The sequence below is a fragment of the Ralstonia condita genome (assembly GCF_958405655.1).
GTDB classification, from domain to species: Bacteria; Pseudomonadota; Gammaproteobacteria; order Burkholderiales; family Burkholderiaceae; genus Ralstonia; species Ralstonia condita.
Genome location: NZ_CATYWO010000003.1, coordinates 218,696 through 239,835, shown reverse-complemented (window position 1 = coordinate 239,835; position 21,140 = coordinate 218,696). Strand labels below are relative to the sequence as shown.

Sequence of the window (21,140 nt, the reverse complement as noted above, 5' to 3'; positions counted from 1 at the left end):
GGAAGTCAGCCAGCACCGGCAGGGGATGAAACAAGGGGTGCACCAATACCCTCGATCGCCATCCCTCTTAAGCCGAGCCTCAGTTCTCCGCACGACTCGTCGGCGTATTGAACGAGTCCCGCAGCAGATCGCTCATCGGTACGGGAAGGTTCGCGCCGTTGGGCGGAGTTGGCGGCTGGAACCACTGCTCTCGTGGCGCTTCTGCACTTCGCCGTCGATGACCAGACACGTCATCGACGGGGCGATCAGCTGCTAGCACGCCGGGCCCTGCTTGCGGCGCCCGTCACGCCGGCCAGGCGCGCTGCAGCACGGCGCCCAGGGCTTGCGCGTGTCCATCAAGCGTGCCGAACACGCGGCCGTGCTGATGATGGAAGCGGCTGGCGATGAAGCGCTCGGCGTCATCGGGATGGGCATGGGCGACCATCAGCGCCGCCTGCGCCGTCAGCGCCAGCCCCTGCGCGATGCGGCGTGCTGAGGCTTCCTGGATGTCACCCGGCTGATGCAGCATCGCCTGCAGCGCCGCCAGTTCCGCGCGCACGGCACGGTGGCCCTGCGCGCGCTCGCCAATGTCGTGCACCAAGCGCAGCGCGTCGTCCGGGGTGCGGGCGATCGCGCGCAGCACGTCGAGGCACATCACGTTGCCCGAGCCTTCCCAGATGGAGTTGACCGGCGCCTCGCGGTACAGGCGCGCCATCGGGCCTTCTTCCACGTAGCCGTTGCCGCCCCAGACTTCCATCGCCTCGCCGGTCGCCTCAATAGCGCGCTTGCAGACCCAGAACTTGGCGGCAGGTGTGACGATGCGCTTCCACGCCGCGGCCAACGGATCGACATCGGCGCGCTCGAACGCGTTGCCCAGTTCCATCATTAGCAAGGTCGCGGCTTGCGATTCCAGGGCCAGATCGGCCAGCACATTGCGCATCAGCGGTTGGTCGGCCAGCAGGCGGCCGAAGGCCATGCGATGGCGCGCGTGGTGCAGCGCCTGCATCAGCGCGTGGCGCAGGATGGCCGCGCTGCCGATCACGCAATCGAGCCGCGTGTGCGTCGCCATCTCGATGATGGTCGGAATGCCGCGCCCTTCCTCGCCAATGAGGATGCCCTCCGCGCCGCGAAACTCCACCTCGCTGCTGGCGTTCGAGCGGTTGCCGAGCTTGTCTTTCAGGCGCTGGATCTGGATCGGATTCTTGCTGCCATCGTCCCGAAAGCGCGGCACGAAAAAGCACGACAGCGGCCCGTCTTCCGCGCCCATGCGCGCGACCACCAGGTGCGCATCGCACATCGGCGCGGAGAAGAACCACTTGTGGCCGGTGATGGCGTATGTGGCGCCACGGCCTTCGCCGCGCAAGGGCGTTGCGACCGTGGTGTTGCTGCGTACATCGGAGCCGCCCTGCTTTTCGGTCATGCCCATGCCGACGAGGATGGCGGTCTTCTGGCGCCACGGCAGATCGCGTGCGTCGTGTTCGCGGACGTAGAGACGCGGCCCCAGATCGGCAAACAGCGCGGTCTCTTTCTGCAGCACGGGAATGCTCGCGAACGTCATCGTCGCTGGGCAGAGCGTGCCGGATTCGATCTGCGCCTGCATGAAATAACCGGCGGTGCGCGCGGCCCAGGCGCCGGGGCGCGGGTCGGCAAACGGCAGCGCCTGCAGGCCTTGGCTGCGCATCAGGCCGAGCAGCGCGTGCCACGCGGGGTCGAAGCGGATGGCGTCGATGCGCTCGCCGGTGCGGCTGTGGGTGTGGAGTTCGGGGTGGTAGGTGTTGGCCTCTGTGGCCCACTGCAGCGTCTCGGGCGCGCCGAGCTGGTCACCGAAGGCTTGCAGCGCGCTGGCGTTCCAGCCGCCACCCAGGCGTTCGAGTGCGCTTTGCAGCGTGGTGTCGGACGTGAAGGGGTTGAAGCCGGTCAGGTCCGGGACCTGGTTGAAGACGCGGTGGGTGGCCTCGGTGGGCATTGGGGGTCTCCTGGCGTGGCACGTTGTGTTGTGAGGCCATGGTAGACCAGTCGGGGCGGCGTGGCGTGGAGGGGGATTTCTATACGGCGAGGTGGCGGGCCTGGCAGCCGTTTACCAGTGCGCGCAGCCATCTTCGCGGTAGCAGTGCAAATACCAAGATAAGCGCTTTTTTCATGCATCGCTTCACACGGTATTCTCGATTCAGAAATGCCAGGAGGCTAGGTGATTGGTATTTTGGTGATAAATGGTAATGCTGTCTCAAATCTCTGTCATTCCGTCTCAATTTATTGGTTCTAACGCGATGCCAGCGCGATATTCAAGCGGAAGAAAAGCCCGTAAACCCCATCTGGAAGCGATTCCGGAGGTGTCGGCTATTGACGGATCCGGGGGCTTTTTCTAGCATCGCGTCCGGATCGATATGCCAGTCAAAATAAAGAATAAAGACTGAGCCGATCTCACGGGGGATTTTCACGGGATAACACGCGTCCATTGCGCCATCTTTTTTTGTGTGTAATGGATTGCCGGTATGCATATTCCATGCGCGATCTCCTCGTGACGGGGGAGTGCCTGAGAGCAGTCAGGCTCCGAATTTCGCAAAGACGCTCGATAGAAGAAAGCTCGCAAGGCAACGGGCGGGACCGAGGGAGAAATGCGCGTGCTGACACAACACAGCCCGTTTGGCCGGCATGGGGTTGCCGGATGGTCGAAGTTGCTGCCCACATTGCAGCACGAGTGGCCGGTAAGGCGTGCGTGGATGCGGCGGTGCCTGCTGGCCTTACTGACGGCGTGGCTGGCGCTGCTATCGCAGGGGGCTGTCGCTTGTACGGTTTCCTTCACGGCCGCTGTGAATGCGCAGACGACCTATCAATTCAATGGCACCGATCAAAACAACTGCGACCCGTTCCAACTCGGTATTGCCTACGACACTCTGGGCAACAGTAATCCGTCGGCAAGTAGTTTGGGGGTGACGCAACCAACAGCGGCGGGCGGTCTGATCTCTGTGTATTTCGACCTGAGTTCGGGAACCGAAGGCTTCGTCTACCTGGCGCCTTCCAACTTCAGTGGCAACGACACGGCAACTTTTTTCACCATTCAGGACGGTGTCCATTGGGTTTCCAGCACCGTCAATATCGCTGTCACCGGCTCCGCACCGACGGTGACTGGGCTGTCGGCCTCCAGTGGCGCCAGCGCCGGGGGCACAAGCGTCACCATCACCGGGATCAATTTCTTCAAGGGCCGGACGTCGGTCTGGTTCGGCCCAACCCCGGCCGCCAGTTTCACCATTGTGAACAGCACGCAGATCACCGCTGTCTCGCCGCCTGGCTCTGGCGTGGTCGATGTCTCCGTCTCGACATTCAGTGGTGCCAGTGCCAACAGCGCTGCCGACAAGTTCACCTACGTCGCTCCGCCCACGGCTGGCCCGACCACCACCACCGTGGCGCACGGCAGCACCGGCAACGTCGTTCCGCTGAATGTCACCGGCTCACCAACGAGCGTGGCTGTGGCCACACAGCCGACCCACGGTACCGCCACTGCCAGCGGGATGACGATCACCTACACGCCTTATGCATCGTATTCGGGGCCGGATTCGTTCACCTACACCGACGCGAACGTGGGCGGCACATCGGCACCGGCCACGGTCACGATCACGGTATCGGACGCGACGGTCACATACACGCCATCGTCACCGTCGGGTGGCACGGCAGGCGCGGCCTACAGCCAGTCGCTGGCATCGGCCAGCGGCGGCACGGCGCCTTACACGTATGCGCTGGCATCGGGCGCCTTGCCTCCGGGGCTGACCCTGGCGAGCAACGGTACGCTGTCGGGCACGCCGACTTCGTCGGGTACGTTCAGCTTCGCTGTCACGGCTACTGACAGCAGCACCGGCACCGGGCCGTTCACGGGCACCAGCAGCAACCTCACGCTGACCATCGCGCAGCCGGTGATCAGCGTGTCGCCTGCCACGCTGCCGATGGCCACGGTGGCTTCGGCCTACAGCCAGACGGTTTCGGCCAGCGGCGGCACGGCGCCCTACACCTATGCCGTCACGGCGGGTACCCTGCCGGCCGGTTTGACGCTCAGCTCGGGCGGCGTGATTTCGGGTACGCCCACGGCCGGGGGGGTGTTCAGTTTCGCCGTTACAGCCACCGATCACACAGGCGGCGCGGGGCCATACGTCAGCAGCCAGGTGTATTCGCTCACCGTGAATGCGGCCGCGTTGTCGATCACGCCGCCGGCTGGCAGCCTGAATGCCACGGCCAGCTTGCCCTATAGCCAAGCCTTTGCTGCCAGCGGTGGCACAGCGCCGTATGCGTACAGCATCGCCATCAATTCCGGCACGCTGCCTGCGGGTGTCTCGTTCAACACAAGCACCGGCGTGCTGTCCGGTACGCCCACTTCTGCAGGGACGGCCAACTTCACGGTCACTGTCAGAGACAACTCAACGGGCACCGGACCGTACATGTTGGCCAGCACCTACACGCTGACGACCACACCGCCCACAATCAGCGTGTCGCCTGCGTCACTGCCGAATGGCACGGTAGGTGTGGCATACAGCCAGACCGCGACAGCCAGCGGCGGTACCGCGCCCTACACCTACGCCGTGACTGGCGGAGCGTTGCCGGCGGGGCTGAGCCTGAACAGCAGCACGGGCGCGATCACGGGGACGCCCACGGCTGCCGGTACCTTCAATGTTTCCGTCACGGCCACCGACGCCAACAGCTATGCCGGCACGCGCGCCTACAGTTTGAGCATCGGCGCACCAACCGTGACGGTCAGTCCGGCCGCGCTGCCGGGCGCCATCATCGGCACCGGCTACAGTCAGGCCATCACGGCAAGCGGCGGCACGTCGCCCTACAGCTACGTGGTCTCCGCAGGTGCCTTGCCGTCCGGCCTGACGCTGACTTCCACCGGCACGCTCTCAGGTACGCCCACCGCCAGTGGCGCTTTCAACTTCACCATCGCCAGCATAGACAGCAGCACCGGCACCGGTCCCTACACCGGCAGCCGCGCCTATACACTGACGGTCGGGGTGCCCACGTTGGCGATCACGCCGGCATCGGGTTCGTTGAGCGGTACGGCCGGCACGGCCTACAGCCGAACCTTCACGGCCAGCGGCGGGACGAGTCCTTACAGCTATGCGTTGACGATCACCGCAGGCACTATGCCCACGGGCATATCGTTCAACAGCGCCACCGCCACGCTGTCGGGCACGCCCACTTCGGCGGGCACCGTCGGCTTCAATGTGGTGGCTACCGACAGCAGTTCGGGCAGCGGGCCCTATTCGATTATTGGGTCCTACACGCTGACCGTTGCGGCCCCCAGCATCGCGGTATCACCGAGCGCGCTGCCCAACCCCGCCATCGCCACGGCTTACAGCCAGACGGTGACAGCCAGCAGCGGCACGGCGCCCTACACCTACGCCATCACGGCAGGCACGCTGCCTGCGGGGCTCACGCTCAGTTCGGCCGGCATACTCTCTGGAACGCCCACTGCCGGCGGCACGTTCAACTTCACCATTACGGCTACCGACGCCAACCGCTTCACGGTCAATCGCGCATATAGCGTCACGATTGGCGCACCGACTGTAACCGTGAGCCCGGGTGGCGTCACTGCGGCGCAGATCTCCACGGCCTACAGCCAGGCCTTCAACGCCACGGGCGGCACCGCGCCTTATACGTACGCTGTCACTACCGGCACGCTGCCGGCTGGCCTGAGCCTGAACACCAGCACGGGCGTTTTGTCGGGTACGCCCACCACGCTCGGCTCCAGCACCTTCACCATCCGGGCCACAGACAGCAGTTCGGGTAGCGGCGCCCCCTACAGCGGCACACGCAGCTACACCCTCGTCGTCGGGCAGGTGGTCGGCACGGCGCCGCCCATTGCAGCCACCACCATGTCGACCACAGCGGTTACGCTGCACGCGACGGCCAATGCGACGGGGGGACCGTTCTCTTCCATTGCGATCGTCAGTCCGCCGGCCAGCGGTACGGCCGTGGTCAACGGGCAGGACATTGTCTACACGCCCACTCCGACCACCTCGGGCGCCGTCAACTTCACGTATGCGCTGATCAACTCGGCAGGCACATCCGCGCCGATTCCCGTGACGGTCACCGTCAACGTCGCGCCCATTGCCGTCGCGCAGAAGCAGGCGATGACAGCGTCGGGCGCGGGTCTCAGCGTGGATCTGACCGAGGGCGCCACAGGCGGGCCGTTCACGAGCGCGACGCTCGTTTCGATCGTGCCGGCCAACGCCGGCACAGCAACGATCGTGCAGACGGCAGTGCAGGCCCCCGCAGGCGTGAAGACGCCGGCTGCAGCCACGTCGACCTACGTGCTCAAGTTCACGCCGTCCAGCACATACAGCGGGCAGGCGGTCCTGACGTACACGCTGGCCAACGCCTTCACGACCTCTGCACCGGCTACCGTGCAGGTGAGCGTGGCGCCGCGCAAGGACCCCTCGGCCGACCCGGATGTGGCAGGTCTGATCAACGCGCAAGTCCAGGCCGCGCGCCGCTTCGCCACCACGCAGATCGACAACTACAACCGTCGCCTCGAAGCGCTGCATGGCACCGGCCGGGCACCGTCAGGCAACGGTCTGACAGTCGCCATGCCGGGCCAGCGCGTGGACATGCAGGCGCGTTGCCAGGATGTGGTCGGCATTGCCGCGCACGATGCGTGCATGCGCGGTGACGGTCAGGGCGTGCGGCCATTCGCGCGCGGCAAGCGGGGCACCGATGCGGCCAGCGGCAACACCGGCAAGTCGAACGCCGATGCCGGTCCCGACCTGCCCGGTGCTGATGCGGCGGGCGCGGGCCCGGACAACACCGACCCCAACCTCGCGTTCTGGAGCGCGGGTACGCTGGACTTCGGTTTCGCCAACGCCGGCACGCAACGCTCCGGCTTCCGCTTCACCACGGGCGGCGTGACGGCCGGCGCGGATTACCGCGTGTCCGATCAGTTCTCGATCGGTGGCGGTTTCGGCTACGGGCGCGACTCCACCGACATCGGCAACGCAGGCACCAAGAGCACGGGCGACAGCTACAGCCTCGCCTTGTACGGCAGCTATCGCCCGCTGCCTTCGTTGTTCGTCGATGGTGTGGCGGGCTTCGGCACGCTCAGTTTCGACTCGCGCCGCTGGGTGACGGACTCCAACGACTTCGCCACCGGCAAGCGCAACGGCAAGCAAGTGTTCGCCTCCGTGTCGGCCGGCTATGAGCATCGCGATCGCACCTGGCTGATCTCGCCTTACGGGCGCCTCTCGGTCTCGCAATCGACGCTGGATCAGTTCACCGAATCAGGCGCCGGCATCAACGCGCTGACGTATTTCGACCAGACGGTGACGACGGTATCCGGCACGCTCGGCCTGCGTGCGGAATACACGCAGAAGACCAAGTGGGGCACGTTCCTGCCATTCGCACGGGTGGAGTACCAGCACGACTTCAATGGGCAGAGCAATGCAGGCTTGGCGTATGCCGATCTGGCCTCGGCGGGCCCTGCTTATTACGTGCCGGGTACGCCGTTTGGGCGCGATCGCATGCAGATCGGGCTGGGAACGAAGTTCCGCACCGGGCCGCTCACGTTTGGGCTGGACTACAGCGTGATGGCCGGGATGGGCGGTTTGCAGCAGGGGGTTCGGTTGACGTTTGCTGCACCGTTCTGACGCAACAAGCTGTCAGCGCCCAACAAAAAGCCAGCCTTCGGGCTGGCTCTTTTTTTTTTGAGACGCGATGTCAGCGCATCAGGTGGCCGTCGAGGATGCCGCCGGTTTTTCTCCGGTCAGCAAGTAATGCATCAACTCCTTCACCGGCCGAATCGCCTCGCCAAACGGCAGCTTCCCCGCCCCACGGAAAAACAACCCGCGCTCCACATCCCCCCGCAGCGCCTGCGCCAGCTTCAGGTCAATGCAGAACTGCCCCACCTTGCCGATGCCATCCCGCAGTCCGCACGTCTGTAGGCAATCGAACCCCTGCAAGCAATCCCGCACCTTGGCCTTGGCCTGCAGCGCGCTTTCGCGTGACAGATACCGCGACAGCCACGGCGTCATTACGGCCCGCGCCGGCAGCCCCGCCACGCTGACGAACTCGCCGATATCGCCTTGCTCCGCGCCCGTCAGCACGCGCTTGAAGCGCACGTGCGCATCGCCCTCTTCCGTCACGGCAAATGCAGTACCGAGCTGCACCGCAGCGGCGCCCTTGTCGAGCCAGTGCTTCACCTTGGCATGCGAGTCGATGCCGCCGGCCAGGATGATCGGAATCTGTTCCGCAGCCAGCCCAAGCTTGATGAACAACTCACGGCATTCGTCCAGCACGCGCGCAAACGAAAAGCGCTCGTCGCGCAAATCTTCGATGCGCGCCGCGCCCAAGTGGCCGCCGGCGTGCGTCGGATGCTCGATCACCACCGCATCGGGCAGGCGCGACTTCTTCATCCACCGCTTGAGCACCACGCCCACGCCGCGCGAGTCGGAAAGAATCGGGATGAGCGCCACCTTTGGATGCTCCGCCGTCATCTCGGGCAGATCGAGCGGCAGGCCCGCGCCCATGACGATCGCATCGGCGCCGCTTTCGCACGCCTGACGCACCAGCGCCGGGTGCGATTCCACCGCCTTCATCACGTTCACGGCGATCATGCCGTTGCCCTGGCTGCCTTCGCGCGCTGCACGAATCTCGCGGTCCAGCGCGACAAGGTTGGCGGCGTTGATGGCGTCCTTGTCGCGGGATTTCTCGGTGGCGGCAACAAGGTCTGCGTGGTGATGGCGCAAGTCGATGCTGGCGATGGTGCCGACGCCGCCTTCGCGCGCCACGGCGCCGGCCAGCCGGTGCGCCGAAATACCCACGCCCATCCCGCCCTGCACGATGGGTACGAGGCTGCGCCCCGCGAGTGTGAACCGACGCTCCAGCATGACAACTCCCAGCGGCCGTGCCGCAATGCAATAGAAAAGGGATTGAGCGTCGCATAGGTGAAACGCGATGGGGTTGCGCAAGATCAAGGCCGGCCGTGCCGGTGCGCGCCGCCGCACATTGCGTGGCGGTTTGGACTGAAATGACCGGCCAACCGTCACGTCACTGGTTTTCGTGCTGGCAACGCCGGCGGCCCTGTGCTTAAATTCAGCCTCGTTGGATGAAACAGGGGTGCCGTACGGATGGGCCGTGCGGCTGAGAGAGTCCCTTCGCACCCGATCCGGTTCGTACCGGCGTGGGAAGTTTCAGAACACCGCGTAGTCTCTGGCAGCCACCCCCTCAGTTCTTCGGGCCACGCCACCTCTCCCGGTTTCGTCCACTGCCTGCTCCACCAGGCCACAGAATCTAGGACGAGACCATGCCCCAAGCCAAAAGCGCCCCCGCCGCATCGTTCGACTCGCTGCAGTCCGAGCTCGACCAGAAGTTCGCCTATCCGGCCTCCAGCAAGACCTACATCGTCGGCAGCCGCCCGGACATCCGCGTGCCGATGCGCACCATCAAGCAGACCGCCACGCGCACCGACAAGGGCGAGATGCTGAACCCGCCGGTGCCGGTGTACGACACCTCGGGCCCGTATTCCGATCCGGACGTGCACATCGACCTGAAGGCCGGTCTGGCCCCGCTGCGCGCCAAGTGGATCGACGAGCGCGGCGATACGGAAATCCTCTCGGGCCTGTCGTCCGAATACGGCCGCACGCGTGCCAATGATCCGGCCACGGCCCACCTGCGCTTTGCACAACTGACGAACCCGCGCCGCGCCAAGGCTGGCGCCAACGTGAGCCAGATGCACTATGCGCGTCGCGGCATCATCACGCCGGAAATGGAGTACGTCGCGCTGCGCGAATCGCTGAACCTGCAGGCGCTGCAAGACAAGCCCGAATACCGCCAATTGCTCAAGCAGCATCCGGGTTTCTCGTACGGCGCCAACCTGCCGCAGCGCCCGGAAGACATCACGCCCGAATTCGTGCGTGCGGAAATCGCTGCCGGCCGCGCGATCATCCCCGCCAACATCAACCACACCGAGCTGGAGCCGATGGCCATCGGCCGCAACTTCCGCGTGAAGATCAACGGCAACCTCGGCAACTCGGCGGTGACGTCGTCGCTGGCCGAGGAAGTGGAAAAGATGGTGTGGGCGATCCGCTGGGGCGCCGACACGATCATGGACTTGTCCACCGGCAAGCACATCCACGAGACGCGCGAATGGATCCTGCGCAACTCGCCGGTGCCCATCGGCACGGTGCCGATCTACCAGGCGCTGGACAAGACTGGCGGCGTGGCGGAAGACCTGACGTGGGAGATGTTCCGCGACACGCTGATCGAGCAGGCCGAGCAGGGCGTCGACTACTTCACCATCCACGCGGGCGTGCTGCTGCGCTACGTGCCGCTCACGGCTGACCGCATCACGGGCATCGTCTCGCGCGGTGGTTCGATCATGGCCAAGTGGTGCCTGGCGCATCACAAGGAAAACTTCCTGTACACGCACTTCGACGAGATCTGCGAAATCATGAAGGCGTACGACGTGTCGTTCAGCCTGGGCGATGGCTTGCGCCCCGGTTGCATTGCCGACTCGAACGACGCCGCGCAATTTGGCGAGCTGCACACGCTGGGCGAACTCACCAAGAAGGCGTGGGAGCACGACGTGCAGGTCATGATCGAAGGCCCGGGCCACGTGCCGCTGCAGCGCGTGCAGGCCAACATGGACGAAGAGCTGAAGCACTGCTTCGAAGCCCCGTTCTACACGCTGGGCCCGCTGGTGACCGACATCGCCCCGGGCTACGACCACATCACCAGCGGCATCGGCGCAGCCAACATCGGCTGGTACGGCACGGCCATGCTGTGCTACGTCACGCCCAAGGAGCACCTGGGCCTGCCCGACAAGGAAGACGTGCGCGAAGGCATCATCACCTACAAGATCGCCGCGCACGCGGCCGACCTTGCCAAGGGCTGGCCGGGCGCGCAGCTGCGTGACAACGCGCTGTCGAAGGCACGCTTTGAATTCCGCTGGGAAGACCAGTTCAACCTCGGCCTCGATCCGGAGAAGGCACGCGCCTTCCACGATGAAACGCTGCCGGCCGAGGGCGCTAAGATCGCGCACTTCTGTTCGATGTGCGGTCCGAAGTTCTGCTCGATGAAGATCACGCAGGAAGTGCGCGACTACGCGGCATCGCTCGATTCCAACGCCACCGCCGCAGCAGTTAACCCAACTGCGGGCATGGAAGAGAAGTCGATCGAGTTCCGCAAGAGCGGCAGCAAGATCTACAGCTAACCACAACCGGTGCAATGCCAACCTCAACTTCATTCGACGTAACGATCCTCGGTGGCGGCCTCGCTGGCCGCCTGTGTGCCTGGCAACTTGCGCAAACGGGGGTGCCCCCCGCGCGCATTGCCGTGGTGGAGCGCGGCGCGCGTGATGGCAGCGGTGCCGCCGCGTATGTAGCTGCAGCCATGCTGGCGCCGTTGGCCGAAGCCGCCGTGGCCGATCGTTTCGTCGTCGATTTGGGGTTGGCAAGCCTGGCGCTGTGGCGCGATTGGCTGCCCAAGCTGCGCACGCCGGTGTTCTTCCAGGAGGCCGGCACGCTGGTGGTGTGGCACGCGGCAGACCGTGGTGAGGCATCGCTGTTTGCCAACCACGTGCGCAATGCCGCGCCGCCCGAGCGCGTGGCCGCCGATCTGCGCGCCGTAGACGCATCCGGCATTGCCCAGCTCGAGCCGCTGCTCGCACAACGCTTCACGCAGGGCCTGTATCTGGCGGGCGAAGGTCAGCTTGACCCGCGCGGCGTGTTGGATGCGCTGGCGACCGAGCTGGAAGCGCTGGGCGTGCAATTGCGCTGGAACACGGAGGTTGCTGATCCGAGCCCCGAGGCGCTGGCCGCTGCAGGGCTTGGCGCGCGCCTCGTGCTTGATTGCCGTGGTCTCGGTGCCAAGCCGCAGTGGCCGCGCTTGCGTGGCCTGCGTGGCGAAGTAGCGCGCATCCATGCGCCGGATGTGTCGCTCACGCGGCCGGTGCGCATGCTGCATCCGCGCTACCCGCTGTACATCGCGCCCAAGCCGGGCAACGTCTACGTGATCGGTGCGACCGAGCTGGAATCCGACGACATGTCGCCGGCCAGCGTGCGCTCCACGCTGGAATTGCTCTCTGCTGCCTACGCTGTGCACCCCGCGTTTGGCGAGGCGCGCGTGCTGGAGCTGAACACGCAGTGCCGCCCTACGCTGCCCGACCACCGTCCGGCCATCCGCTGGGACGGCGCTGGCACGTTGTCGGTCAATGGCCTGTACCGGCACGGCTACATGATCGCGCCCGCCGTCACCCAAGCCGCGGTGGCAGCGGCGTGCGATGTGCTGGACGGCTGTGCCTTCGATACGGACGACTGCGAATGGCCCGCGCTGTTCGCCGCCGCATCCCCCGAACCTGTTTTGTCATGACGCTGAACGTCACCCTCAACGACCTGTCGCTCGCGCTGCCTGCGGGCAGCACGCTGGCCGATGCCATTGGTGCTGCTGCGCCGCAATTGCAAATTGCGCCGCCGTTTGCCGCATCGGTGAATGGCGACTTTGTGCCCAAGGCGCGCCATGCTCAGCACGCGCTCAACGCGGGCGACCGCATTGCGCTCGTGCAGCCCGTCGTGGGCGGCTAGGAGTCTTCGATGACCACTACGAACCTTTCCGCCGTGGCGGACCCGCTGCGCCTCTACGACGAGACCTTCGCCTCGCGCCTGCTGCTCGGCACCGCGCGGTATCCGTCGCCGCAAGCGCTGGAAGACGCGGTGCGCGTGTCCAACCCGGCCATGCTGACGGTGGCGCTGCGCCGCCAGAGCGCGGGCTCGCCCGAGGGCGGTGCCGGCTTCTGGAAGATGCTGCGCGACCTCGGCGTGCCCGTGCTGCCGAACACCGCCGGCTGCTATTCCGCCGACGAGGCTTATACCCTCGCGCAGATGTCGCGTGAGGTGTTCGAGACCGACTGGATCAAGCTCGAAGTCATCGGCGATGACTACACGCTGCAGCCCGATACGCTCGCGCTGCCCGCTGCGGCCGAACGCCTCATCCGCGACGGCTTCAAGGTGCTGCCGTACTGCACCGAAGACCTTGTGCTGTGCCGTCGCCTGCTCGACGTCGGCTGTCAGGCGCTGATGCCGTGGGCCGCGCCCATCGGCACCGGCCGCGGGCCCACCAACCCATACGGCCTGCGCCTGCTGCGCGAACGCATGCCCAACGTGCCGCTGATCGTCGATGCGGGCCTGGGTGTGCCGTCGCACGCCACGCAAGTGATGGAATGGGGCTACGACGCCGTGCTGCTGAACACCGCTGTCGCGCAAGCGGGCGACCCGGTGGCGATGGCGCAGGCGTTTGCGATGGCCACGCAGGCCGGTCGCCTTGCGCGCTTGTCCGGCCCGATGCCTGAGCGTGATGTCGCGCAGGCGAGCACGCCGGTTGTGGGTTTGCCGTTCTGGCATGCGGAAGAGCGAAGGACGTATGAGCAGTAAGCAGGGCCCCCGCGCAGCGGGGAGGCGCACGTCCGCGAATATGATCCACCACCGATGCCGATGCAGTTTGATGAACGATAACGAGACTGAGGTGGTCGCATGAGCCTGTCTGCCTTGCGTTTCTCCGCCACGTGGCCGGAAGCGGCTGCGCTTGCCGCACGGATCATCGATCGCCATGTGGAAGCCTTCGGTCGCGCGCCGCACGCCTGGAGCGTGACCGATCGTGCTGACGAAGCCACTACTCCCAACACTGTTCTGCTGACCACCGATGCCGCGCAGGCCGAACGCGCTCGCTCCGTTGGTGCGGCCGTTGTGCTGACGGCAGTGGAACGCGATCAGCGCATCGACACCGTGCATGATCGCCTCGGCACGTATCGCTTCACCTCTGCAGCAGCAGGCGATGCGCTTGACGCTCGCTTTGTCGCCGTGTTCGGTGCGGCGCTCGCGCTGGCATTCGAGCCGCGCGATGCGCTGTGCGTGGCGCGCGCGTGGATCGCCGAAGCGAATGCCGATGTCCTCGCGTGGCCCACGCAATTCGATGCCCTGCCACGCGTGGTCGAACCAGCGTTGCCGTGCCCGACCGCGGCGGACCTCGCCTTTGCGCCGTGCCCGAGGCAACTCGGTATGTACGCCGTCGTGCCGGATGCCGAATGGGTAGCGCGCCTCGTCGCGCTCAAGGTGCCGACCGTACAACTGCGCTTCAAGTCGGACGACGCGCGGGCCGTGGTGGACCAGGTGCGCCGCGCAGAAGCCGCCGCACGCGGCAGCGCCACGCGCCTGTTCATCAACGACCACTGGCAAGTCACGCTGGATGTGCACGCGCAGGTGCCCAAGAGCGGCATCTACGGCATTCACCTTGGCCAGGAAGACATTGACGATGCCGACCTGGTGGCGATTCGCTCGGCCGGTTTGCGCCTTGGCATCAGCACGCACGGCTTTGCCGAAATGCTGCGCGTCGCGCCGCTGAACCCGAGCTACCTTGCACTGGGCGCCGTGTTCGCCACGCCCACCAAGACCATGCCGACCGTGCCGCAGGGCCTCGGTCGCTTGTTCGCCTACGCGGCTGCCATGCGCACGCGCGTGCCGGCCCCGCCGCTGGTCGCCATTGGCGGGATCGATCTGGCAGCGATGCCGCGCGTGCTGGAATCCGGCGTGGGCAGCGTGGCCGTGGTGCGCGCCATCAACCAGGCGGCCGATGTGTCGGCGGCGGTGGACGCATTGCAAGCGACGTTCGCGGCGCACGTGCGCGCGTAAGCATCGTCAGCCGCACGTCTGTGCGCTTGCGTCGCCCACCCGGGTTTTTGCTGACCTATCCTGTTCGTGCGCCGCTGCGGTTGTTGCCGCAGCGGCTTTCCAACACACGCTGCAGGAGACAAGACATGGCGGTCCAGCCCATCCCCGAGGGTTACCACAGCGTCACCCTATACCTCAGCATCCAAGGCGCCACGCGCGCCATCGACTTCTACAAGCAGGCCTTCGGCGCCACCGAGATCATGCGCATGAACGGTCCTAATGGCACCATCGCGCACGCCGAAATCCGTATCGGCAATTCGCCCATCATGCTGGCCGATGAGGTGCCCAACATGGTCTGCGCCAGCCCCGACACACTGCAGAGCACGTCGATCGGGCTGATGGTCTACGTGCCGAACGTCGACATCGTCTTTGCCAATGCCATCCAAGCGGGCGGCACCGAGGTGCGCCCGGTGGTGGACCAGTTCTACGGCGATCGCTCCGGCACGCTTAAAGACCCGTTCGGCCACGTGTGGACCGTATCCACGCATGTCGAAGACGTGGCGCCCGATGAGATGGCCAAGCGCATGGAGAAGTGGACGAAGGAGCAGGCGGCATCGGCTTGAATATCGGTGACGCAAAGAAAAAAGCGCGGACGAGAGCCGCGCTTTTTTTTCTCGTGCGGGCCTCGGAGGCGATGACGTCAAAGAGTGTTGAGTCTCGTCGATTTCGTGCGAGACGCTCCGACACTGGTGGATCTGTGTGCGTTTGCATCTTCCACCCTGAGGTCCAGCACGATGACTATCCCTGAACAGGCTCTGCCCGAAACTCCCGTCACCGCCCACCGCCGCTCGTTCTACGGCATCAAGGTGACGGACATCACCCTGCCCGGCGGCCCATGCCGCAAGGTTGTCTATCCCGCACCACTGCCCGGCGTCATCATCTTCGTGCATGGCGTCAACTCCGCCGGCGAATGGTTCGATGCCGCAGAGGAAGGCCTTTGCAAGGGGCTCAATGCCCGCCTGCAACGCAACGACGAACAGGTCGCCTACCCCAAGGAGAGCGGCAAGCTGCGCCCCATGCGATACACGGCCGAACTGACGGAAGACGGCTATATATCGGACGACCTCAAAGCCAACACCTTCGTTGAGCCGGGTAGCGGCACCAGCCCCGTCATCCGCTTCCGCTGGGGCTACAAAGCCGGCAGCGAAGACGTCGTCCAGGAAGACGGCACCGTTCGAAACGAGCTTGCCAGTGTGGGCGGCAATATTCTGCTCGACGAGAAAAACGCCTGGGGCGGCGGTCCGTTCGTCAATGGCGCCTCCGCTCTGCCGGATCTGTTCGGCAAGGGCACCGACAGCGAAGTCCTGGGCGGTCTGTTTGAACTTCAGCACCTGCAAACCAGCGACCGGCAAATCTACAGCGCGCCCACGCGCCACTACCAGGCCTTTGCCGCCTGGCGGTTAGCCAAGCTGGTCGCTCGCATCCGCGAGCTGCACCGCGACATCTTCGAACGCGATTGCCCCGTCACCGTCGTCTGCCATAGCCAGGGCAACATGGTGGGCTTGGCCTCTGCCTACTTCGGCGCCAACCATATTGAATTCGGAGCGAACAAAGAAACGGGCGCCAAAGGTTGGGGCGTGGCCGACACCTACGTCCTCGCCAACCCGCCTTACAGCCTGCGCGGTAGTCGCCTGGACAACTTCAGCCAATTTGACGGCGCAGGCCGCGTCACCTACGACGCGCGCGTTGCCGGCCTGAAGGGCTTCTTCGACATCGTGCGCCACTTCCAGGCCCGGGCCCAGCACTACAGCCACCACGCCGTGGACCAGCTCGGATTCAACGCGTGCCCCAAGCACGGCGACACCCCGCGCACTGCCGCGCAGGACAGCGCTGACCACCGGACCCGGGGGCGCGCCTTCCTCTATTGCTGCCCGCATGACCGCGTCATCTCCGTCTCACCGGTCCAAGGCATGGGCTGGCTTGGCTTGAACGACAAGGATGTGCAAGCCACCGGGGCTCAGGGCATTCTGTTCCAACGCGTCTGGGCGCAGACCAAGCCGGGCACCCCGTACAAGGTTGGGGCAGAACCCGGCTACCGTTACCGCTATTGGCACGACACCATCGGCGCCACGCCGGCCGATGAGGGCAGCGGTTGGGATGACACCACCGGCACCTTCAAACCGCGGAACACCAAGCCCACCTTCTGGACGCCGTCCCCTGACACCGCGAGTGTTTCCTTCGCCAGAATCTGGGGCGATTCGCGCAAGAGCATTTGGGGCAAGCTTCTCGCCAGCGCTGCCGGCGTTCCGATCCAAGCCATCATGTGGGGCGGCCAAGCCATCAAGGGCGCCACCAACGTCAATGCCGACCCAGCGGATGACTGGGCTGTGCTAGTCAATGCCCCCAAGGTGCCCAGCGGCGGCATCGTGCCCCAAGCCGTCTACCTGCCGCACGGCGAGCCCCGGCCCGGCGAAGCCTCACATCCGGATGGCGTGCGCACCGTCGGCCCCTTCAACGCGCACAAGGAATCCGCCAGCGATGCGCTGAACCGCAAGCGGCGCATCCCCGAAGGGCAGTTCGACCCCTACGCCGAGCAACGCAAGTCCGGCTACGGCAATGCCACCAGCGAAGCCGCCATGCGCTACGACCAGAACGCCGGGGTGCGCCAGCGCGCGCGGCGCGAACTCTACAACGACGACGGGTCCCTCAGAAAGGGCGTGCCCTTTGCGGAAGACGACGTCAAGAAGATGAACGCCGCACAACACCACACCTTGCGCGGCACCACGTTTGGCGCTTTCGAACAGCAAGAGCGCACGGCGCTGATGAAGGACGGCGAAGACGCGCAAGCCACCAACCACTCCACCATCCTCACCAACACCATGCATGCCGAACATGTGCTCGCGTATGACGTGGACGTGGGGCTGTGCCACTTCGATGAGCTGTTGATGAACCAGTTCCGGCGGATGGCGGATTGGCGGTGGTGTGAGCCAGCAGACAAGGACGAATACCCGCCGGCGCGCGATCCCAAGAACGACAGCGAGTTCACGTACTACGGCACGAAGGCAGCGCTCTACGACAACGGCCCGTTGAAGCAACACAAAAACCTAGCGGCTATCAAGGGCGCTGTCAGCGCTATTGGCATTGACGACGCGCGAAATCCCGGACGCTTAGATGCGTACCACACGTCGCCAGACGGACCACGCTACGCCTGAGGAACCCACATGCGCGATTCATTTCATCTCATCGCTTATCGGCGTGCTGCCACCCACGCGCTAGCCGTCGCCTGCCTGTTGCTTACTGCCTGTCAATCCGGAGTCCAGATGCCCACCAATAAAACCTACTACCGCCAACCCATCGCCTGGCCGCGCATGCAAGCGCAAGCACAACAAGGTGATCAGGGCCAGACCCCCGCCGCCGTTCTGCTTGGGGTGCAATGGCTTAACCCGCTGATGCGCCGAAGCTACCCCACTCAATGGAATCTGCTGTGGGCGCAAGGGCTCGCACAGCCCAATGACGACGACCTGCAGGCGAAGCGCTTCAAGCTGGGCGATGCAGTGGGGCAGCTGACGCTCGGCTTGTCGCGCCATGAACGATTGGAGGATTTTCCACATGTAAAGCGCGACAGATTCGAGTCGGCATTGAGCAAATTGATTACCGCCCCGCTGCTCACTTTCAACGACTATTTGGAAAACCCGAACTACTTCTATTCCCTCAAGCGGGGTACCAGCCGCCCTAACTACTTCGACCCGAACGTGTTCTTTGGCTTGCCGCGCGAGTGGTTGAACACGCCAACCTACCTTGACGACACTCACCCCAGTACGGGACAGAAAGACCTTCTTGAAGAGCAAAAGGCTATGGGCATGCCCGCGCCCAGCATCCTGGCCTACGACGCCGCCCATGCCGAAGAACGCATGCGCGACTACTGGGTCACCCTGCACAAAGACGACAGGGGTAGGACCGTACGCGGTACGCGCGTCTTTCCGGAAATGATTATTGGCGAGCGCACCCTGTCACTGCTCGCGGTGCGGCGGCTGGTGTTTCACGAGATCGCAAGCGATGCCCAAGCCAAAAGCATGCTGCTCAACCCAGAAGGCAAGTTGCCCAACGTCACGGTGTCGGCAGGCGACACCAACGTCGGCTTCTACAACCTGCAAGACGCGCTCAAGTTCCTGGCGCAACACCCCGACAAGCTGGCGTGGGTATGGAACGTGGATGCGCCCAACTACCCCATGGGCGAGCAGACCAACGAGAACACCGCCCTGCTGATCCTCGGCCACCCAAGCGCCGACTGGGGCTACACAGCACTGGCCTCGATCTACACCCCGCATCAACACCAAGGCGCCATTGGCAACAAGGCGGCCAACCCCGGCGGCGCGTGGACCGGGCTCATGCAAGCCGTGCAAGCACAGGCCTCAGAACAGCACCCGGTCGAGCGGGTCTACTACGACGTGCCGCAGCATGCCGACAATGTCACTTCCTTGATGCGGCCGTTGCGCGCCGCTATTCACCAGCAGTGGCCTGACCTGGACCAGATCGCCAACGTGTATAGCGTGGCGGAGCACATGGAGGGGCCGGCGCGGGCAGCCAGCTTTGCCGTCAATGCCGCGTTTGCGGCGGCGTATGCCGACCAGAGCGGCAAGAGTGCCGTCGTCACCAGCGTGGCAGATTCCACCGACAGCTGGGCAGTGCTGATCGGGCCGCCGCCGGGCTGGCAACCCAAGCCACCGGTGGCGTACTGGCCGCGCGCACGAGGCGAGAACCGGGCGTATTGGGCTTGGTTTGGGGAGCGGACCGATAGGAACTAGGCTGGCGTTCCGTGGCGGGGTTACAAGATAGGTTCAACGCGCCTGGCACGTCACCTGCACGTTGTTCACGTCCCCATTGACCGTGCCGCTGGCATTCGTCACCACGCAGTTGGCCGATGCGGGCTGCGTGCTGATCGTCACCAGGTAGCTGTCGTCGAACGGCACCAACCCCCCAAACACGAACGGGCCGTTGGCCGCCAGCGTGAGCGAATCGCGGCCGTTGTTGAGCAACACGATCGACTGGCCGCCGGGCAGCCCGGACAACGTGCCGCCAATCGAGAAGGCGCTGCCGATGGGCGAGCCCAGGCTGATGTAGCCGTTACAGGCACCGAGCAGCGCGCACAGCACAGCCACCGGAAGGCAGCGAACCAGCATGATCGGCAGGCGTTTCATGGCAGCTCCCCTGATCAGTCTTCCTCGACATCCACTTCGAGCGAACGCGGTGCGGCGAGCGGCCGTGGCGCGAACCCGTGGTTCAACGGACCAGCGCCACGACCGAGCGCCAGGTGGCGGCCGGCACCGATGGCGTGCAGCAGGTAATCGAGCGAGGCTTCGATGGCGGCCTCCAGCGCATCGCCGCGCGCCAGGTGCGCGGCAATGGCGGCGGACAGCGTGCAGCCGGTGCCGTGCGTGTGCGGCGTGTCGATGTAGGTATGGGCGTAGATGCGCTCGGTGCCATCGGCGGTGACGAGCACGTCTTGCAGCACGCCGTCTTCACCGGCGTTGGACGTGGCGGCCAGATGCCCGCCCTTGAGCAGCACGGCGCGGGGGCCGAGCGCCAGCAGGTCGCGCGCGGCGGGCAGCATGTCGGCGGCGGTGCGCACCTCGCGGCCGAGCAGCGCGCTGGCTTCCGGCAGGTTCGGCGTGACGACCAACGCGCGCGGGAAGAGCCATTTCGCCATGGCTTGCACAGTGGCGTCGCTGCCGAGCTGCGCGCCGCTGGTGCTGACCATGACCGGATCGACGACGAGGTTGGCGATCGGGTGGCGGTCCAGCGCCGAGAGGATGGCTTCCACCACCTGCGGTGTGCCTAGCATGCCCGTCTTGGCAGCATCGACGCCGATGTCGCTTGCCACGGCGTCGATCTGCGCGGCGACGATGTCGGGCGTGAGCGATTCCACCGCCGTCACGCCCAGCGTGTTCTGCGCGGTGATGGCCGTGATGGCCGACATGCCGTAGCAGCCGAGCGCGGCAAACGTCTTCAGGTCAGCCTGGATGCCCGCGCCGCCACCGCTGTCCGAACCGGCGATGGTGAGCACGCGTGGCACGTGCGAGGCAGGAGCGGCAAACGCAGCGAGGGTCGGGTCGGTGATCGTCATGTCGTGCGAATGTGTGGGGGTGTTTCGCACTATAGCGCTATCGTGGCCGGATCGACGCGCCAGCCTCTGACCCCGGAAGGCGACGGTTTCAGGCCCAAGCGCGAAGCAAAAACCGTGGAGCGTGACGGTGTTTGGCTCGCGCGCGAGGCTCAAACCGTCGGGAGTGATCGTTTCCGGCGCGAGTGCGAGCCTCGGACCGTGGAGCGCGACGCTTTTACCCTCGATCACGAGGCTCAAACCCTGGAGCGCCACCGCCTGAGGGTCGAACGCGAGGCTCAGAGGGCGGCGCACCGCTGTCAAAGCACCGTTTTGGTGGCTCTTGGAGAGCCGCGCGTGGGGCTCCGAGCGCCGTTCGCCACCCTCCAAGGCTGGAGCGTGAGCATTGGAGCGTGGAAGGC

The 21,140-nt window shown here is 65.4% G+C and carries 14 protein-coding genes and 1 riboswitch; of the genes, 9 read left to right on the top strand and 5 right to left on the bottom strand.

The genetic code is table 11. The annotated features are described in order from the left end of the window. Positions 1-283 precede the first annotated feature (283 nt). Together R2N03_RS12790 and R2N03_RS12785 are read right to left on the bottom strand one after the other, a co-directional pair. Positions 284-1,945: an acyl-CoA dehydrogenase family protein gene (locus R2N03_RS12790; RefSeq protein ID WP_316658021.1), complete on the bottom strand. Its 1,662-nt coding sequence runs from the start codon at positions 1,943-1,945 to the stop codon at positions 284-286. 316 nt (positions 1,946-2,261) lie between these two features. After that, a complete protein-coding gene (locus tag R2N03_RS12785; RefSeq protein WP_316658020.1) occupies positions 2,262-2,477 on the bottom strand; it encodes a hypothetical protein in 216 nt (71 codons plus the stop codon). Between the two features lie 117 nt (positions 2,478-2,594). On the opposite strand from R2N03_RS12785, the gene R2N03_RS12780 reads away from it, so the two are divergent. After that, positions 2,595-7,607 carry a putative Ig domain-containing protein gene (locus tag R2N03_RS12780; protein WP_428984404.1) on the top strand — a complete coding sequence of 1,671 codons (5,013 nt, stop codon included), beginning with the start codon at positions 2,595-2,597 and terminating at the stop codon, positions 7,605-7,607. 78 nt (positions 7,608-7,685) lie between these two features. Here R2N03_RS12780 and R2N03_RS12775 read toward each other — a convergent pair whose 3' ends face one another. Then, positions 7,686-8,846, bottom strand: a complete 1,161-nt coding sequence (locus tag R2N03_RS12775) for an NAD(P)H-dependent flavin oxidoreductase (RefSeq protein WP_252692162.1) — start codon at positions 8,844-8,846, stop codon at positions 7,686-7,688. A 215-nt stretch (positions 8,847-9,061) separates the two neighbouring features. Then, a riboswitch (TPP riboswitch) is annotated at positions 9,062-9,163 on the top strand. A 99-nt stretch (positions 9,164-9,262) separates the two neighbouring features. Here R2N03_RS12775 and thiC point away from each other — a divergent pair. From thiC to R2N03_RS12735, 8 genes are all read left to right on the top strand, one after another. Then, positions 9,263-11,170 carry a phosphomethylpyrimidine synthase ThiC gene (gene thiC, locus R2N03_RS12770; RefSeq protein WP_316658018.1) on the top strand — a complete coding sequence of 636 codons (1,908 nt, stop codon included), beginning with the start codon at positions 9,263-9,265 and terminating at the stop codon, positions 11,168-11,170. A gap of 14 nt (positions 11,171-11,184) precedes the next feature. Continuing rightward, positions 11,185-12,327: an FAD-dependent oxidoreductase gene (locus R2N03_RS12765; protein WP_316658016.1), complete on the top strand. Its 1,143-nt coding sequence runs from the start codon at positions 11,185-11,187 to the stop codon at positions 12,325-12,327. Next, positions 12,324-12,539, top strand: coding sequence for a sulfur carrier protein ThiS (thiS, locus tag R2N03_RS12760; protein ID WP_045205182.1), 216 nt, complete (start codon positions 12,324-12,326; stop codon positions 12,537-12,539). Before R2N03_RS12765 ends, thiS begins: the two co-directional genes overlap by 4 nt. Positions 12,540-12,548: 9 nt before the next feature. Next, positions 12,549-13,385, top strand: a complete 837-nt coding sequence (locus tag R2N03_RS12755; RefSeq protein ID WP_316658015.1) for a thiazole synthase — start codon at positions 12,549-12,551, stop codon at positions 13,383-13,385. Between the two features lie 99 nt (positions 13,386-13,484). Continuing rightward, positions 13,485-14,639: a thiamine phosphate synthase gene (locus tag R2N03_RS12750; RefSeq protein ID WP_316658014.1), complete on the top strand. Its 1,155-nt coding sequence runs from the start codon at positions 13,485-13,487 to the stop codon at positions 14,637-14,639. A gap of 125 nt (positions 14,640-14,764) precedes the next feature. Then, a complete protein-coding gene (locus tag R2N03_RS12745; RefSeq protein WP_316658013.1) occupies positions 14,765-15,241 on the top strand; it encodes a VOC family protein in 477 nt (158 codons plus the stop codon). 171 nt (positions 15,242-15,412) lie between these two features. Beyond that, the gene (locus R2N03_RS12740; protein ID WP_316658012.1) at positions 15,413-17,830 is read left to right on the top strand and encodes a T6SS effector phospholipase Tle3 domain-containing protein; all 2,418 of its coding nucleotides are present in this window, start codon (positions 15,413-15,415) and stop codon (positions 17,828-17,830) included. Between the two features lie 9 nt (positions 17,831-17,839). Next, positions 17,840-19,423 (top strand): hypothetical protein, encoded by a 1,584-nt coding sequence (locus R2N03_RS12735; RefSeq protein WP_316658011.1) that lies wholly within the window; start codon positions 17,840-17,842, stop codon positions 19,421-19,423. A gap of 33 nt (positions 19,424-19,456) precedes the next feature. On the opposite strand, the gene R2N03_RS12730 is transcribed toward R2N03_RS12735, so the two are convergent. Together R2N03_RS12730 and thiD are read right to left on the bottom strand one after the other, a co-directional pair. Continuing rightward, the gene (locus tag R2N03_RS12730; protein ID WP_316658010.1) at positions 19,457-19,816 is read right to left on the bottom strand and encodes a hypothetical protein; all 360 of its coding nucleotides are present in this window, start codon (positions 19,814-19,816) and stop codon (positions 19,457-19,459) included. Between the two features lie 14 nt (positions 19,817-19,830). Continuing rightward, complete coding sequence (gene thiD, locus R2N03_RS12725; RefSeq protein WP_316658008.1) at positions 19,831-20,742, bottom strand: bifunctional hydroxymethylpyrimidine kinase/phosphomethylpyrimidine kinase; 912 nt, start codon at positions 20,740-20,742, stop codon at positions 19,831-19,833. Positions 20,743-21,140: the final 398 nt, after the last annotated feature.